Annotated in this window: 14 protein-coding genes; 11 read left to right on the plus strand and 3 right to left on the minus strand. The window is 65.2% G+C overall.

Features of this window, described 5'->3' with window-relative positions:
* Window positions 1-43: 43 nt before the first annotated feature.
* On the plus strand, window positions 44-592 hold the full coding sequence (locus tag Q5696_RS00180; RefSeq protein WP_305093242.1) for a GNAT family N-acetyltransferase: 549 nt from the start codon (window positions 44-46) through the stop codon (window positions 590-592).
* Between the two features lie 492 nt (window positions 593-1,084).
* Entirely contained in the window at window positions 1,085-1,762 is a 678-nt protein-coding gene (locus tag Q5696_RS00185; protein ID WP_305093243.1) for a TetR/AcrR family transcriptional regulator, read from the plus strand.
* Between the two features lie 611 nt (window positions 1,763-2,373).
* On the opposite strand, the gene Q5696_RS00190 is transcribed toward Q5696_RS00185, so the two are convergent.
* Both Q5696_RS00190 and Q5696_RS00195 read right to left on the minus strand, forming a co-directional pair.
* Window positions 2,374-3,519 (minus strand): acyl-CoA dehydrogenase family protein, encoded by a 1,146-nt coding sequence (locus tag Q5696_RS00190; RefSeq protein WP_305093244.1) that lies wholly within the window; start codon window positions 3,517-3,519, stop codon window positions 2,374-2,376.
* A gap of 265 nt (window positions 3,520-3,784) precedes the next feature.
* On the minus strand, window positions 3,785-4,792 hold the full coding sequence (locus Q5696_RS00195; RefSeq protein ID WP_305093245.1) for a LacI family DNA-binding transcriptional regulator: 1,008 nt from the start codon (window positions 4,790-4,792) through the stop codon (window positions 3,785-3,787).
* A gap of 152 nt (window positions 4,793-4,944) precedes the next feature.
* Here Q5696_RS00195 and Q5696_RS00200 point away from each other — a divergent pair, with 152 nt between their 5' ends.
* Window positions 4,945-6,111 carry an acyl-CoA dehydrogenase family protein gene (locus tag Q5696_RS00200; RefSeq protein ID WP_305095400.1) on the plus strand — a complete coding sequence of 389 codons (1,167 nt, stop codon included), beginning with the start codon at window positions 4,945-4,947 and terminating at the stop codon, window positions 6,109-6,111.
* A 103-nt stretch (window positions 6,112-6,214) separates the two neighbouring features.
* On the opposite strand, the gene Q5696_RS00205 is transcribed toward Q5696_RS00200, so the two are convergent.
* On the minus strand, window positions 6,215-7,714 hold the full coding sequence (locus Q5696_RS00205; RefSeq protein WP_305095401.1) for an AMP-binding protein: 1,500 nt from the start codon (window positions 7,712-7,714) through the stop codon (window positions 6,215-6,217).
* A gap of 377 nt (window positions 7,715-8,091) precedes the next feature.
* On the opposite strand from Q5696_RS00205, the gene Q5696_RS00210 reads away from it, so the two are divergent.
* From Q5696_RS00210 to Q5696_RS00245, 8 genes are all read left to right on the plus strand, one after another.
* Window positions 8,092-8,910: an SDR family oxidoreductase gene (locus Q5696_RS00210; RefSeq protein WP_305093246.1), complete on the plus strand. Its 819-nt coding sequence runs from the start codon at window positions 8,092-8,094 to the stop codon at window positions 8,908-8,910.
* 213 nt (window positions 8,911-9,123) lie between these two features.
* On the plus strand, window positions 9,124-10,356 hold the full coding sequence (locus Q5696_RS00215; RefSeq protein ID WP_305093247.1) for an acyl-CoA dehydrogenase family protein: 1,233 nt from the start codon (window positions 9,124-9,126) through the stop codon (window positions 10,354-10,356).
* Window positions 10,353-11,135, plus strand: coding sequence for an SDR family oxidoreductase (locus Q5696_RS00220; protein ID WP_305093248.1), 783 nt, complete (start codon window positions 10,353-10,355; stop codon window positions 11,133-11,135). Before Q5696_RS00215 ends, Q5696_RS00220 begins: the two co-directional genes overlap by 4 nt.
* 19 nt (window positions 11,136-11,154) lie before the next feature.
* Window positions 11,155-12,186 carry a phosphotransferase family protein gene (locus Q5696_RS00225; RefSeq protein ID WP_305095402.1) on the plus strand — a complete coding sequence of 344 codons (1,032 nt, stop codon included), beginning with the start codon at window positions 11,155-11,157 and terminating at the stop codon, window positions 12,184-12,186.
* A gap of 73 nt (window positions 12,187-12,259) precedes the next feature.
* Window positions 12,260-13,018, plus strand: a complete 759-nt coding sequence (fabG, locus tag Q5696_RS00230; RefSeq protein ID WP_305093249.1) for a 3-oxoacyl-ACP reductase FabG — start codon at window positions 12,260-12,262, stop codon at window positions 13,016-13,018.
* Window positions 13,019-13,112: 94 nt separating this feature from the next.
* Window positions 13,113-14,096, plus strand: coding sequence for an NADPH:quinone oxidoreductase family protein (locus tag Q5696_RS00235; protein WP_305093250.1), 984 nt, complete (start codon window positions 13,113-13,115; stop codon window positions 14,094-14,096).
* 33 nt (window positions 14,097-14,129) lie between these two features.
* Entirely contained in the window at window positions 14,130-15,332 is a 1,203-nt protein-coding gene (locus tag Q5696_RS00240) for an acetyl-CoA C-acyltransferase (RefSeq protein ID WP_305093251.1), read from the plus strand.
* A complete protein-coding gene (locus Q5696_RS00245; RefSeq protein WP_305093252.1) occupies window positions 15,329-16,105 on the plus strand; it encodes a glucose 1-dehydrogenase in 777 nt (258 codons plus the stop codon). Before Q5696_RS00240 ends, Q5696_RS00245 begins: the two co-directional genes overlap by 4 nt.
* Window positions 16,106-16,482 lie beyond the last annotated feature (377 nt).

Here is a 16,482-nt window from a genome sequence, read left to right on the forward strand (position 1 = left end):
CTCTTAAGAGTTCGTGACCTCGTCCTGTTTCTCGGCTGGGAAGATGATGGCTGTGCCTCGCCGAACCATCCTGAGTACCAACAGGCTGACGATCACTGAATGGCTACCGGGCGACTTCGACGACCTGGTTGCTCTGCACGCCGACCCGCTCACAATGCGATTCATCGGTTATGGACGGCCCGACACCCTCGCAGGGGCTCGGTCGCGACTCGACGGCTACCTCCACGAGCAGTGCACCAGGGGCTGGACCAAATGGCGTGTGGAGAACTTCGACGGCGACATGATCGGCCGCGCTGGGTTCGGTGAGGTCGACTCTTGTCGTGAGTTGGCATATGCCCTGAGCCGGGACGTCTGGGGTCAGGGCCTAGCGACGGAAATCGCCGACGCTCTGGTCAGCTGGCATCTCGAGCATCCGGCGCGTGAACTGTCGTCGAGCGGGCTGTGCGCGCATGTCGAGGTGGGGAATCAGGCAAGCGTGCGCGTGCTCGAAAAGGTTCGCTTCGAGTACGTGGACAGGCGTATGTACGCGGGTGTCGACTGCGACTTCTTTCGGCTTCCTGCCGGGGATGGCGGGTCTGCTTCCGTGGGCTGATCCGCCGAGTGCGGCGTCCACGTTCACGGGCCGTGTCCGCAACCACTCTGGAAAACGCTCCGGAATCCTCTGGATCAACGAAACAGAAACTACCCGTGACCAGGCTTCGCGAACTGCACACAACATGCAGTTCCACGAACTGCAACGGACGAGGCCACAAACTCGAAAGAGGTCGTGGCCTCGTTTTTGGGTCGATCACGCCATGTGAGCTCTGTTCCTGTCTGCGCAGGGACGGGTGTGTACCGTCCCCTGTCCTCGACGTCGTCCGCCTTCGGTGGTCTGCTCGGGCGCCGGATTTCCGGAAGGGCAGATCGGGGATCGCGTCGGTCACGAGGACGGGGAGGGGCTTGTCGGCCCCGGAACCGGCCACGTAGGAGTCGAGGTTCTTCCGGAGCGGTGTCGTCGCGGTAGCGGACGGTTCGGACCTCGTACCCCGATCCCCTAGTCTTGGGCTATGGAGCATCTGCCTACAGTCTGCGCCGCGTTGCTGCGATGAGTGAGCCTCTTCGCGATCGTCCGGGGGCGTTGGCCTCCGCCGGCACGCAGTCGAGACTTACCGGGGACGAACGTCGCCTGCAGATCATCGAATCGGCACGTCAGGTCTTCCAGCGCAGCGGTCTCGCGGGCGCCCGGACGCGTGATATAGCTGCTGCTGCCGGTGTGAACGAGTCGCTGTTGTACCGCCATTTCAGGTCGAAGGAACAGCTGTTCGAGGCCGCAGTTGCTGCGCCGCTGGAAGAGGCGGTGGGCAGGCTGGTCGAGATTTCAGGAAGTCCGCCAGCCGAATTCGACAGTACCGGCGACCTCATGTACGAGAGAACGTACCGGTTCGTGCTCGACCTGATGTCTGCCATGGACGAGATCGGTCCGCTCCTGGGGATCATCCTGTTCGGGCAGGCGGATCAGGCTGCCGAGTACTTCCGGAAGCGTATCGAGCCATCGCTGGATCGGATCCGAAACGTGACCAACGCCAACATGATTGCGTGGACGCATCGAGAGTTCGATTCCGATCTGACGGTGCGCCTCGTACTGGGGATGACCTGGTTTCTCTCGGTTTCGGACAGGCTCGGTGACCGGCAACGTGACCAGTCCGAGACGGCGCACAGCATCACGAAGATGATCCTGAGTGGCTTGGGGCCGCCCCCCGGCCACCCCGCAAGTCGTGAATGATGCGCGATGAGCTTCGATTTCGCGGTAGTGGGGCTGCCCCGGCGCGGTCACCGTCCGGAACGCTGCCGTCGTAGGCCGACTCACGGTTCAGTGTGCCGGACACACGCACGTTCGAGCCGGCGCAGTGTCTCGGGGTCGAGATGGGGGTCGGCCTGTCCTGTTGCGATGATTTCGAGTACGCGTCGGTAGAACGCTGCGGGTGGGACACCGAAGGTGGGATAGACGTATTCGTTACCCGCGTCCCCATAGGTCGCCCACATCAGGGCGAAGATCAGGTGCGTGCGGATGTCGGCAGGCGAGAACTGTCGGCTGCCGGTGCGTCGAGTACGAATGTTGTTCTTACGCATCGGTACGCTGTCAGATGGTTCGCCTGCGGCGCAGGTTCGACACGGCCTCGGGGACCGAGGACGATATCTCGGCCGCCGCTCGATGCTCTCGCCGTGTTGTTCGGTCCTGTGACCACGATCCGGTTGTCTCGGAGATGACCACGGCATCCACCTTTCGGGAAAGTAACGGAGTAGGTACGTCTGGCTGTTGTGCTGGAGACAACGGTGCCGGATCCACGACGCCGAACCCTCCGAGTGCGTTCCGGCGACCGACGCCGGTCGGGGTCACAGTGCGAGATCGCGTCCGATGATTTCCTTCATGATTTCGTTGGATCCGGCCCAGATCTTGGTGACGCGGGCATCCATCCAGGCGCGGGCGACGCGGTATTCCCGCATGTAGCCGTACCCGCCGTGTAGTTGCACGCAGTGGTCGAGCACCTCGTTCTGTACCTGGGCCGACCACCACTTCGCCTTGGCTGCGTCGACCGCGCTCAGGCCGGATGCGGCGTGCTCGGCGACGGCGGCGTCGAGGTACGCCTCCGCGACCTCGATCTTGGTGACCAGTTCGGCGAGCAGGAACTTGTTGTGCTGGAACGATCCGATCGAGTTCCCGAACGCTTTGCGTTCCTTGCAGTACTCGATGGTTTCGAGGAGGATCTGCTTGGCGTGTGCGACGTTGGTGACCGCCGTCCCGATCCGTTCCTGCGGGAGGCGTTCCATCATCGCCACGAATCCCGTACCGGGTTCACCGAGTAGCGTGTCGGCCGGGAGTCGGACGTCGTCGAAGAACAATTCGGCGGTGTCGGCCTCGGGCTGACCGACCTTGTCTAGCTTGCGGCCCCGCTCGAAGCCGGGCAGTGATGCGTCGACGAGGAAGAGACTGATGCCCTTCGAACGTTTCGTCGGGTCGGTGCGGGCAGCTACGACCACGACGTCGGCGGTGTAGCCGTTCGTGATGAATGTCTTGGCGCCATTGAGGATCCAGTCGGATCCGTCTCGAACGGCGGAGGTCTCGAGGCTCGCCAGGTCCGAACCGCCGGACGGTTCGGTCATGCCGATGGCGGCGGTGGCTTCACCGGTGGCCATCCGGGGCAGCCACTGCTGTTTCTGGGTTTCGGAGGCGAGGTCGACGACGTACGGCGCCACGATGTCGAAGTGGATACCGAAGCTCGACGCCAGCGCCATGTTGACCGCGGCCAACTCTTCGGTGGCAACGGCGTTGAACCGGTAGTCGCCCGCTTCGCCTCCGCCGTAGGTCTCGGGGATCTCGAGTCCGAGGATTCCCTGCTCGCCGGCCTTGTGCCACACCTCGCGCGGGATCATCCGATCTTCGGCGTAGGACTCGACGTTCGGCATCACGTCACGCGCCAGGAAGTCCCGGATCGACGCGCGGAACTGTTCGTGATCGTCGGTGAAAATCGCTCGCTTCACTTCATGCCTCTTCTCGGTGCCGACACCTTTACTAAGCGCTTGCTTAGTTTGAGGGTGGGGAGTGTGAATGTCAACGGGTAGGTGCCGGAGCGGCAGAATCGAACCCGGTGTCGTCGATCTTCCGTGCGTCCGACGTGGTCGACGTACACGCCTTGTGCGAGAGCATCATTCGTTGCAGATCGACCCTCCGTGAAGAGCGTCGGGAACTGCTGGGCCCCTGCCGTCGCGGGCTCCGTGAGGGGTGCGATCAGGTGCGGGATCTACATCAGCTCGTTGCTCGAACAACCAGTTCCACTGGAAGGCAAAGCGATTCAACTTCCCTGCCTTGGATCAGGTCGAGTAGTTTCCCGACTGCCGCCGCACCGATCTCGCCGGCGGGAGACCGAACCGTGGTGAGGGGAACGGGCAGCTGGGCCACGATCGGGATGTCGTTGTATCCGACGAGAGCGAGGTCGTCCGGAAGGACCAGCCCGAGATCGCGGGCAACTCCCAGTGCGCCGATGGCGATGGTGTCGGTCACCGCGAATATTGCGCGAGGGCGGTCGGGACGATCGAGCAGTGCCCGGCCCGCGGTGACTCCTCCGTCGACGTCGAAGGTCGATCGCAGTATTCGATCCGGTCGTACGGTGACCGAGGCTTCTGCCATGGCGGCGAGGAATCCGTCGACACGATCGCGGGCTGTGCTGGCGTGGCCGGGGCCGGCGATCACCGCAATGTCGCCGTACCCGCGATCGAGGAGGTGGCGTCCGGCCAGGTACCCGCCGCGCCGGTCGTCACCGCCGACGAACGGCAGGCCGGCATCGGCGTGACGAGTAACCGTCAGAATCGGCATCCGGTCGACCGGCAGCGAATCCACGAAAGAGTGCCCGGGAATGTGCAGGCCGCCGAGGAGTAGACCGTCGACCTGTCTGCCGATGAGGAGCTCGGCGGCCCGATGTTGTGCTTCGAGGTCGTCGGGTGGGCTCGACAGGAGCACCGAGTATCCGGCGTCGGTCGCAGCTTTCTCCATGCCCTGGTACGTAGTGGCGACGACGCCGTCGGTCAGACGTGTCATGATCACGCCGAGGGTGGTCGTCTTGCGGGTGCGTAGGCTCGCCGCCCACAGGTTGGGTTGATAGCCCAGTTCCGCCGCTGCCTCACGCACGCGGAGGGCGGAGGTGGACCATCCGTCGGCGGGTTCCTGCTGGCGGAGCACGCGGGACGCCGTCGAGACGTGTACCCCGGCGCGTGCTGCGATGTCCGTCAGCGTCGGTGCGCGTGGTGGGCGGGGCATGCTTCCGAGTCCTCTTCTGCGGCTGTGCCCGTCCTGGTTGACGGGCCTGTCGGCGTCTCATAGCGTAGACGATGCAATCGTTCTCGCAATCGTTCTCGCGCCCTCCTGCTGCTGTCGGAGCGGTAGCGATTCACTTCTCGCCGGAGGACCTCATGCCCCAGACCCTGAGCCAGTTGTTCGCCCTCGACTCCCTACTGGAGCCGGATGAAATCGAAATCCGCGACACGGTACGGAGATTCGCGGACGATCGGCTTCGCCCACACGTGGCGCAGTGGTTCGACGAGGCGCGGATTCCGGTGCGTGAACTTGCCCGGGAACTGGGGTCTCTCGGGGTCCTCGGCATGCATCTCGACGGTTACGGCTGCGCCGGTATGAGTGCCACCGCTTACGGATTGGCCTGTCTCGAACTGGAAGCGGTCGATTCCGGTATCCGAAGCTTGGTGTCGGTGCAGGGATCGCTGGCCATGTTCTCCATCCACCATTGGGGCAGCGAGGAACAGAAGCAGGAGTGGCTTCCCGGCATGGCCGCGGGCGAAAAGATCGGCTGTTTCGGGCTGACCGAGCCGGATTTCGGATCCAATCCTGCGGGAATGCGTACGCACGCCAGACGCGACGGTGACGACTGGATCCTCGACGGTACGAAGATGTGGATCACCAACGGATCGGTCGCCGATGTGGCGGTGGTGTGGGCTCGGACCGAGGACGGCATCCGCGGTTTTGTCGTTCCGACCGATACGCCCGGGTTCTCCACACTCGAGATCAAGAAGAAGATGTCACTACGTGCTTCGGTGACAGCGGAACTGGTGCTCGACGGGGTTCGGTTGCCGGCCTCGGCGATGCTACCGCTGGCGAAGGGGCTGCGTGGTCCGCTCACCAGTCTCGGTGAGGCCCGATTCGGGATCGTGTTCGGCGCGATCGGCGCCGCCCGGGACTGCCTCGAAACAGCGATCGAGTATGCGCGGGTCCGCGAGGTGTTCGACAAGCCGCTCGCGGCTTACCAACTGACCCAGGCCAAGATTGCGGACATGGCACTCGAGGTGGGCAAGGGTCATCTCCTTGCGTATCAGCTGGGTCGGATCAAGGACCGTGGCGAAGTCACCCCGGAGCAGATCAGCACCGGAAAGCTGAACAATGTGCGCGAGGCCATTGCCGTTGCGCGGGAGTGCCGCACGATTCTCGGCGCCAACGGCATCACCCTCGAGTACCCCGTCATCCGGCACGCCAACAACCTGGAGTCCGTCCTCACCTACGAGGGCACCTCCGAGGTGCACCAGCTGACGATCGGCAACGCCTTGACCGGTGAAGCAGCGTTCCGCTGACCGGTGCCCGACGCACTCTCACATCGTTCCCGAAACGGCGGGGCGCGACCGACTGCATACATAGCTTGCGGATTCGGCCCCGCCGGACGGTGTCCCGATGCGATCAGGCCGAGGACGCGCGCAGCTCGTCGCGGTCGATGGCACGCTTGAGGATCTTTCCTGTCGTGCCCTTCGGAAGTGCATCGACGAACTGAACGATACGCGGAATTTTGTAGGCGGACAGTCGGTTCCGGCTCCATTCGGTCAGTTGTTCGCCGGTGAGGGTGGATCCCGCACGGACCGAGACGACGGCCGCGACCTCTTCGCCGTAGTGGTCGTCGGGAACTCCGACGACCGCCGCCTCGACGATGTCGGGGTGCCGGTAGAGCGTCTCTTCGATCTCGCTGGGATAGACGTTGTAGCCGCCGCGGATGATCAGGTCCTTCAGTCGGTCCACGATCCGCAGATCCTTGTCTTCGTCGAACGTGCCGAGGTCGCCGGTGCGGAACCAGCCGTCACGGCCGAGGACTGCAGCGGTGGCGTCGGGACGATTCCAGTACCCCTTCATGACGGTGGCGCCCCGTACGTACACTTCCCCGACGGTGCCGGTGGCACAGGGGCGACCGTCGGGGTCGCGGATCTCGACCCCGAGTCGAGGCACGACCGAACCGACGGAGCCGACCTTGCCGGCCCGGTCGGTGTCGTTGAAGGTTGCCATGGCGGTGGTCTCGGTGAGGCCGTAGCCCTCCAAGATGGTGCAGCCGAATCTCGCCTCGAACTGGCGGCCGATCTCACCGGGCAGTGACGCGCCACCGGAGACCGCGACACGCAGGTGGGCGAAGTCCGTGGGGCCGGTGTCGCCGGCGGTGTGCAACATGGCATTCCACATCGTCGGCACGCCGCAGACGACTGTCAGGCCGTCGCGCCGCAGCATCTCGACCATGCCCGCCGGCGTGAACCGTTCCAGCAGCGACAGTGAGCCGCCGCCGGCGAAGGCGGCCATCATGACCGATGCTTGTCCGAACACATGGAACAGGGGGAGCCCGGTACCGGTGCGGTCCGCGGCGGTGGAACGACTCACCGCCGTGCCGATCTCGCCCGCAGCCAGTAGGTTTCCCACGGTGAGTTGGGCGCCCTTCGGCTTCCCGGTGGTGCCGGAGGTGTACAGGATCGCGGCGGTGTCGTCGCCGGCCCGGTCGACCGGTTCGGCGATCGGTGCGCAGTCGGTGGGAGCACCCGGGGCGAGGGTCCAGGACGGTATGCCCGCCGCGCCGGCGGCCTCGGCCACCGTGGGTCCGAGTCGGTGCCAGCCGATCGCGAGCTGCGCGCCGGAGTCGGTGAGGAAATAGGTCAACTCCGTGGCGGTGGACATGGTGTTCACCGGCACCACCACGGCACCGATCGCTTGAATTCCCATGTAAGCCACAACGAACTCGGGAACGGACGGGGCAACGAGAAGGACCCGGTCGCCAACTCCGACGCCGGCCTCACGGAGTGCGCTCGCGTATCGCAGGCTGGCGTCGTGCAACTCCGGGTACGTCCGGGGGCCGGTGTCGGTACGCAATGCGACGGCGGTGGGCGAGGCGGCGGCGTGACGGGTGATCGGATCGAGCAGGTTCGGCATCAGCGGCCTTTCCGAATCGGTGGTGAGGTGTGCAACTCGTCCCACCTCTGGTGATGGTGTCTGTCGAGAAGATCTGGGTGGCGATCGTGTGTCAGGCGACGACGTGTGCCGACGGCTCGGCAACCATGACCGGCTCGTCGGGGCCTTCGAGCTCGATCATCCGGTGCGTGGTGATCCGAGTGCTCGGGTGGATTCCTGTGGTCGTGTTCATGGTTCTCCATGGGGAGTGCCGGTCGATGGGGTGTGGTGTTCCAGGCCGGACCATCGAGTTTGGTTTGAATATGACGCCGATTTCAATTATACATGGATCGAGACGTAGATCACGTTCTGACGGCTCACCCCCTCACACCCGATCGACATGAAAGCGGGGCGCTTCAGTGAAGGTTGCAGACAAGGTGGCCATCGTCACCGGCGCCGGAGGCGGCATCGGCGGCGCGATCGCACACGCCCTTGCCCGGGAGGGTGCCCACGTGGTGGTCGCGGACCTCGACGGGGCCGCGGCGAAGGCCACCGCTGACAGGATCGATGCCGAGCATCCTGCCTGCGCGGTGGCCGCCTGTGCGGACACCTCGGGTACGAGCGCGATCCGCGATCTGATTGCTCTGGCCGAGAAGGTATTCGGTCCGGTCGACATGTACTTCGCGAACGCCGGCATCACCGGTGCGCCGGGGCTCGACGCCGACGAGGCCGCCTGGGATCGGTCGCTCGACGTGAACCTCCGATCGCATATCCGCGCCGCCCGGTTGCTGGTACCGGGATGGGTGGAACGCGGCGACGGCTACTTCGTCAGCACGGCGTCCGCCGCAGGCCTGCTCACCCAGATCGGTTCGGCCACCTACTCGGTCACGAAACACGCAGCCGTCGGCTTCGCGGAATGGCTCAGCGTCACCTACGGGGAACAGGGTGTGAAGGTCAGCTGCCTGTGCCCCCAGGGTGTGAAGACCAAGCTGCTGTTCCCGGAGGAGGACGTGGTCGACGAACTGAGCGCCGCGGCCGCGAAAGCGGTCGTCTCCGCGGGTGACGTCCTCGAACCGGCGCAGGTCGCGGCCGACACCCTCGCCGCGATCGAGGAGGAACGGTTCCTGATCCTGCCGCACCCGCAAGTACTGGACATGTACCGGCACAAGGGATCCGACTACGACCGCTGGCTCCGGGGTATGCGTCGGTATCAGAAGTCGCTACTGGAGAACGTGTGATGACGCAGTCTGCTGCATTGGTGCTCTCGGAGGACCGAGGTGCCGTCCGAGTGCTGGTCTTCAACCGACCGGAGCGACTCGACGCCTGGAACGATCAACTCGAGGATCAATACTTCGATCAGCTCGAGGCTGCCGACGATCACCCGTCCGTGCGAGCGATCGTGGTCACGAGCGTCGAGCCCCGAATTTTCCCCCTACCTGTCAGGAGTTCTCATGTCCCTGTTCGACATCTCGGAACGTGCACAGCAGTTACAGAAGGAACTGCTGGACTTCATGGACATGCACGTGTACCCGGCCGAGGCCGTGTACGAGGAACAGATGCGCGCCTCCGGTGACCCGCACTTCCAGCCGCCGATCCTGGAAGAGCTCAAGACCGAGGCAAAGCGGCGGGGTCTGTGGAACCTCTTCCACCCGCACCCCGGAACCGGTGCCGGCCTGACGAACCTCGAGTACGCGCCGCTCGCCGAGATCATGGGCCGCAGCCACATCGCCTCCGAGGCCTGCAACTGTAACGCCCCGGACACCGGCAACATGGAGGTCTTCGAACTCTTCGGCACCGAGGAGCACAAGGAGAAGTACCTGAAGCCGCTGCTGGACGGCACCATGGCTTCCGCGTTCGCGATGACCGAGCCGCGCGTTGCCAGCTCCGACGCCACCAATGTCGAACTGTCCATGGTCAAGGAAGGCGACGAGTACATCCTCAACGGCCGCAAGTGGTTCGCGTCCAACGCTCTGCATCGGAACTGCAAGGTCATGATCGTGATGGGCAAGACCGATCCGACCGCGGCCACACACCGTCAGCAGTCGATGATGGTCGTCCCGATCGATGCTCCCGGTGTAACCGTGATGCGTGGCCTTCCGGTCTTCGGCTACCAGGACCGTGAGGGGCACGCCGAGATCGACTTCACGGATGTGCGGGTTCCGGCCAAGGACATCCTCAAGGGGGAGGGGGAGGGCTTCGCGATCAGCCAGGCCCGTCTCGGACCGGGCCGGATCCATCACTGTATGCGGGCCATCGGTATGGCGGAACGGGCTCTCGAATTGATGTGCCGGCGCGCCCAGTCGCGGATCACCTTCGGTAAGCCGGTCGCCGACAACGCGAACATCCAGGACTGGATCGCGGAGGCGCGCATCGACATCGAGATGATTCGGTTGCTCACCCTCAAGGCCGCCCATCTGATGGACACGGTCGGCAACAAGGAAGCCCAGACCGAGATCGCGGCGATCAAGGTCGCCGCACCCACAATTGCGCTGAAGATCGTCGACCGCGCGATCCAGGTGCACGGCGGTGCCGGTGTCACCGACGACTTCCCGCTTGCGATGGCGTATGCGCACCTGCGCACCCTGCGTCTGGCGGACGGCCCGGACGAGGTGCACAAGCGGGCCCTCGCCCGTCGTGAACTGCGCCGGTACCGAGACCTGCGACCGGAAGGTGTTCCCGCATGAAGACTCTCGATTTGAGCGGCAAGACTGCGATCGTGACGGGTGCCTCGCGAGGCATCGGACTGGCGGCCGCGCAGGCTCTCGCGACCGCGGGCGCAAATGTGGTGCTGACCTCCCGGAAGCAGGAGGCCGCCGACGCGGCCGCGGCCCAGATCTCCGGCAGCGCGATCGGTGTCGGTGCGCACGCTGTGGAAGAGGATCAGGCCCGTCGCTGCATCGACCTGACGCTCGAAAGATTCGGCAGCGTAGACATTCTCGTCAACAATGCCGGTACCAATCCGGCGTTCGGTCCCATGATCGACCAGGATCACGGCCGGTTCGCCAAAACCATGGACGTCAACCTGTGGGCTCCGCTTCTGTGGACCGGCATCGCCACCGAGGCGTGGATGGGCGAGCACGGCGGCTCGGTGATCAACACCGCCTCCATCGGCGGCCTCGGTCACGAAGCCGACATCGGCCTGTACAACGTGTCCAAGGCGGCGCTCATCTATCTCACCAAGCAGTTGGCCCTCGAGTTGTCGCCGAAAGTCCGGGTCAACTCGGTCGCGCCCGGCGTGGTGCGTACCAAGCTCGCCGAGGCGTTGTGGAAGGAGCACGAGGAGCAGGTCGCCGCGGCCACGGCCCTGGCCCGCATCGGTGAGCCGGACGACATCGCTGCTGCCATCGCGTTCCTCGCGTCCGATGCGGCGTCCTGGATCACCGGTGAGACCATGGTGATCGACGGCGGCCAGCGCCTCGGTGACGCGGCGCCGTACCGGAGGGGAGCGTCCATCGGTGTCTGACGCAGTGTCCGAAAGCCGTGTGGTGCAGGACATAGTGGGGATCGACTCGGCTGCGGTCACCCGATGGTTCGATGCTCTCGGCATCGCGGTCGCCGGCCGGTTGACGTTCGACAGGATCGGACTCGGACAGTCGAATCTCACCTACCTCGTACAAGACGAGGACGGTCGTCGATGGGTGCTCCGACGACCCCCTCTCGGCCATCTGCTGGCGTCCGCGCACGATGTCGCGAGGGAGGCACGGATCATGTCCGCGCTCGGCGGCACCGACGTGCCCGTGCCGCGGATCTTCGGTGTCACGCAGGACCACATGATCTCCGACGTGCCACTGGTACTGATGGAGTTCATCGACGGACAGGTCGTCGACACGATGGAGATCGCGGAGTCGCTCTCCCCGCAACGGCGCCGAGAGATGGCGGTGTCGCTGCCGCGCACCCTCGCCAAGATCCACGCAGTGGACTTGGAGGAGGTCGGTCTTTCGGACCTGGCCGGCCACAAGCCGTACGCGGCACGCCAGCTCAAACGGTGGTCCGGGCAGTGGGAGCAGTCGAAGACGCGAGAACTGCCCGAGCTCGACGACCTGACCCGACGCCTGGTGGCCGCAGCACCCGAGCAAACCGAACTCTCGCTCGTGCACGGCGACTTCCACCTGCGCAACGTGATCGTGTCCCGGGACAATGGTGAGGTCGTGGGGGCGTTGGACTGGGAGCTGTCCACTCTCGGAGATCCGTTGGCGGACATGGGGTCCATGCTCGCCTACTGGCCGGAAAAAGGGGAGGACACGGGGGGCGAGTTCGCGCCGTCCACCCTCGACGGATTCCCGAACCGATCCGAGATCTCCCAGATCTACTTGGACGAGACGGGCCGGGACTCCCAGGCGTTGAAGTTCTGGCACACGCTGGGGCTGTGGAAAGTGGCGATCATCGCGGAGGGGGTCATGCGCCGCGCGATGGACACTCCCGCCAACAAGGCGGCAGCGGGCACCCCGACGGTCCCGCGGATCGACGCGCTCGTCCACAAGGCCTGCGAGATCGCGGACGCCGCAGGGATCTGATCTACCGGCCTTGCCGCCGAACACAAGTGCATTTCCGTACAGATATCGAAGACGAACAGTGAGGAAGAGAAACATGATTCAGGAACGTAGGACTGCGATCGTCACCGGTGGGGCGCGGGGTATCGGTGCTGCGGTGGCGGTGCGGCTCGCGTCGGACGGGTGTGCGGTGGCGGTGGTCGATCTCGACGAGTCTGCGTGTGCGGCGACGGTGTCCGCGATCGAGGCTGTCGGTGGTTCGGCGTTGGCGGTGGGTGCGGATGTCGGGGACGAGGTGTCGGTGGGTGTTGCGGTCGAGCGGGTCGCGACGGAGCTCGGTGCGCCGACGGTGTTGGTCAACAATGCGGGTGTCACTCGGGACAATCTGTTGTTCAAGATGACGGTCGAGGATTGGGATGCGGTGATGGACGTGCATCTTCGGGGGTCGTTCCTGATGACCCGGGCGGCCCAGAAGTACATGGTGGAGGCCAGGTTCGGTCGTATCGTGAATCTGTCGAGTGTGTCGGCGTTGGGGAATCGCGGTCAGGTCAATTATTCGGCGGCGAAGGCGGGGGTGCAGGGGTTCACGAAGACCCTTGCGCTCGAGTTGGGTCGGTACGGGGTCACTGCGAACGCGATTGCGCCGGGTTTCATCGAGACCGAGATGACTGCTGCTACTGCTGCCCGGATGGGGGTGGACTTCGAGGAGTTCAAGAAGAGGGCGGCGTCGGAGATTCCGGTCGCGCGTGTGGGTCGGCCGGAGGACATCGCGAACATGGCGTCGTTCTTCGTCGGTGAGGGTGCGGGCTTCGTGTCCGGTCAGGTCGTCTACGTCGCCGGCGGGCCCAGAGGCTGATCGGCGCCGCCTGATTGCGGAGACGCCGCACAACCCGATTTCCACGCTGATCGATTCTCAGCGCTACCGACGAACACCGTCAGGAGAAACCACGATGAAAGCATGGCGTGTCAACGAACTAGGCGAGGGTCGTGACGTCCTGCGGCTCGAAGACGTCGCCGAACCCACGGCCGGTGACGGTCAGGTGCTGGTAAAGGTGCTGGCCGCCCCGGCCAACTTCCCGGACGTTCTGCTCTGCCGCGGCGAGTACCAGATCAAGCCACCGCTGCCGTTCACCCCGGGCGTCGAGCTGTGCGGCGAAGTCGTCGCAGCCGGGGCCGGCGTCACCCGGGCGACGGTCGGTGACCGGGTGGTCGGCACCCCGGTATTGCCCGGGGGCGCGTTCGCCGAGTACGTGGTGATGGATCAGGCCAACGTCTTTCCCGCCCCGAAGGCACTCGACGACGCCGAGGCTGCCGCGCTGTGCATCGGTTACCAGACGGCGTGGTTCGCGTTGCACCGCAGAGTCGAGATCAACGAGGGTGACTACCTGCTCGTGCACGCCGCGGCCGGTGGTGTCGGCAGCGCGGCCGTTCAGCTCGGTAAGGCCGCGGGCGCGACGGTGATCGGTGTGGTCGGTGGCCCCGAGAAGGCCCGGTATGCCGAGGAACTCGGTGCCGACATGGTCGTCGATCGACGCACCGACGACTTCGTGCAGGCGGTGAAGGACTTCACCGGCGGTCACGGTGCCGATATCGTGTTCGACCCGGTCGGCGGCGATGCCTACAACGGTTCCACCAAATGCATTGCGTTCGAAGGCAGGATCGTCGTCATCGGTTTTGCCGGCGGCACGATTCCACAGCCTGCACTGAACCATGCGCTGATCAAGAACTACTCCATCGTCGGGCTGCACTGGGGCCTGTACCAGACGAAGAATCCGGCGATCATCGACGAGTGTCACACCGAACTGACCCGTCTCGCCGACGAAGGCCTGCTCAGACCACTGATCGGGGAGCGGCTCGAGCTCACCGACGTCGCGGACGGTATCGGCCGGCTCGGCGACGGAACCACCGTGGGCCGTCTCGTCTTCCAGCCCTGACACTTGCGTCGCACTACAAGAAACGGAGTTCCCATGAGGGAAGCAGTCATCGTCTCGACCGCCAGGACGCCGATCGGCAAAGCGTACCGCGGCGCGTTCAACGACACCCAGGCCCAAGAGCTGGCCGGGCACGCGATCACGCATGCCGTGCGGCGGGCCGGCCTCGACGGGGGAGAGGTCGAGGACGTTGTTCTCGGGGCCTCACTGCAACAGGGGTCGACCGGCGGCAACGTCGCGCGGCAGGCGCTGCTGCGTGCCGGTCTTCCCGATACGGTCTCCGGTATGAGCATGGACCGGCAGTGTGCGTCCGGTCTGATGGCCATCGCGACCGCCGCCAAACAGATCGTCCACGACGGCATGCAGATTACCGTCGGGGGTGGCGTCGAATCGATCTCGCTGGTGCAGAACGATCACATGAACAGGCACCGCGTCGCCGATCCGTGGCTGGTGGAGAAGATTCCGGCGATCTACATGCCGATGCTGCACACCGCCGAGATCGTTGCCGAACGCTACGGCGTCAGCCGCGAGCGTCAGGATGCACTGGCACTGCTCTCTCAGCAACGGACTGCTGCCGCGCAGGCCGCCGGTAGGTTCGACGACGAGATCGTGCCGTTCACGTCCGTCATGAAGGTGGTCGACAAAGCCACCGGCGAGGTGTCCGAGAAGGAGGTCACTCTCACGCAGGACGAGGGGAACCGTCCCTCCACCACGCTCGAGTCTCTGGCGAGCCTGAATACTGTGCTGCCCGACGGACAGGTCACCGCACATTCGACGGTCACGGCGGGTAACGCGTCACAACTCTCCGACGGCGCCTCGGTATCGGTGCTGATGGAGGCCGGGGAGGCGTCGCGCCGCGGCCTGACCCCGCTGGGTGTCTACCGCGGGATCGCCGTCGCCGGGTGCGCTCCCGAGGAGATGGGTATCGGCCCGGTCTTCGCGATCCCGAAGCTGCTCGAGCAGCACGCCCTGACCGTCGACGACATCGGGTTGTGGGAGTTGAACGAAGCATTCGCGTCGCAGGCGGTGTACTGCCGCGACGAACTGGGAATCGACCCGGAGCGCTACAACGTCGATGGCGGTGGCATCTCCGTGGGGCACCCGTACGGCATGACCGGCGGCCGCCTCGTCGGGCACGCGCTGATCGAAGGCAAGCGTCGCGGTGTTCGCTACGTGGTCGTCACCATGTGCATCGGTGGCGGTATGGGCGCAGCCGGCCTCTTCGAGGTCGCGGCATGAGCGACCTGTTCGACGTCGCGGGCAAGACCGTCGTCGTCACCGGAGGCACACGCGGCATCGGCCTGATGATCGCGAAGGGGATGGCGGAAGCCGGTGCACGGGTGATCATCTCGTCCCGCAAGGCCGATGCCTGCGAGTCGGCCGCGGCGGAACTCTCCACGGTCGGGGACGTCGTCGCGTATCCGGCCGACCTGAGTACCGAGGAGGGTGTGGTCGAGCTCGCGGCGTTCGTGGCCCGCACCTTCGATCGGGTGGACGTGCTCGTCAACAACGCCGGCGCCACCTGGGGGGCGCCGATCGACGAGTTTCCGGCATCGGGCTTCGACAAGGTGCTCGGGCTCAACGTCACATCGGTGTTCGCGTTGACCCAGGCGCTGCTGCCCCAGTTGCGTGCCGCGGCGAGTCCGGACGACCCGGCCCGGGTGATCAACGTCGGGTCGATCGACGGTCTGGTGGTGTCGAAGAGCGAGAACTTCTCGTACGGGGCATCGAAAGCGGCGGTACACATGCTGACCCGGAAGCTGGCCGGATCGTTGGCCGACGAGCACATCACTGTCAATGCTGTTGCGCCGGGGCCGTTCCCGACGAAGATGATGGCGTTCGTGTTGGACGATCCGGAATTGCGGAGCGCGGTCGAGGCCGATGTGCCACTCGGCCGAGTGGGGACGCCGGAGGATATCGCCGGTGCCGCGATCTTCCTGTCGTCCCGGGCGGGCGCGTATCTGACCGGGACCGTGATTCCGGTGGACGGCGGCATCAGCGGCACCCGCTGACCCCTTGTACGCAGTCCGGTGGTGTGTTGCCCTCGGGCGGGTGTGGTTCGATCGCCGGAACCACACCTGCCGCCGGCCCACTCACCCCGGACACGGCTGCCGTCGAGATCCATGTGCTCCCACTCGGATTCGCCCCGGTGGGCGAGAGCGTCGTGTAGGTCAGGGGGACGTCGTCCGAACCGAGAGTGGGGGCGGGCGTAGGAGTTTCCTGTCGAGCCGAGTTTCGAGGTCGGCCCGGCCGACTCGATAGTTGACAAGCGCCTCAACTCTTGTGAGACTTGCCCCGTCCGGTCATCGGTATGACCCAGCTCACGTAATCGTCAGCGATGTGCCGGCTGCATCTTCTCCTCTGCGCATAAGTAGTTGCCGTCCGAAAC

It is taken from the genome of Prescottella sp. R16, assembly GCF_030656875.1.
Classification (GTDB): domain Bacteria; phylum Actinomycetota; class Actinomycetes; order Mycobacteriales; family Mycobacteriaceae; genus Prescottella.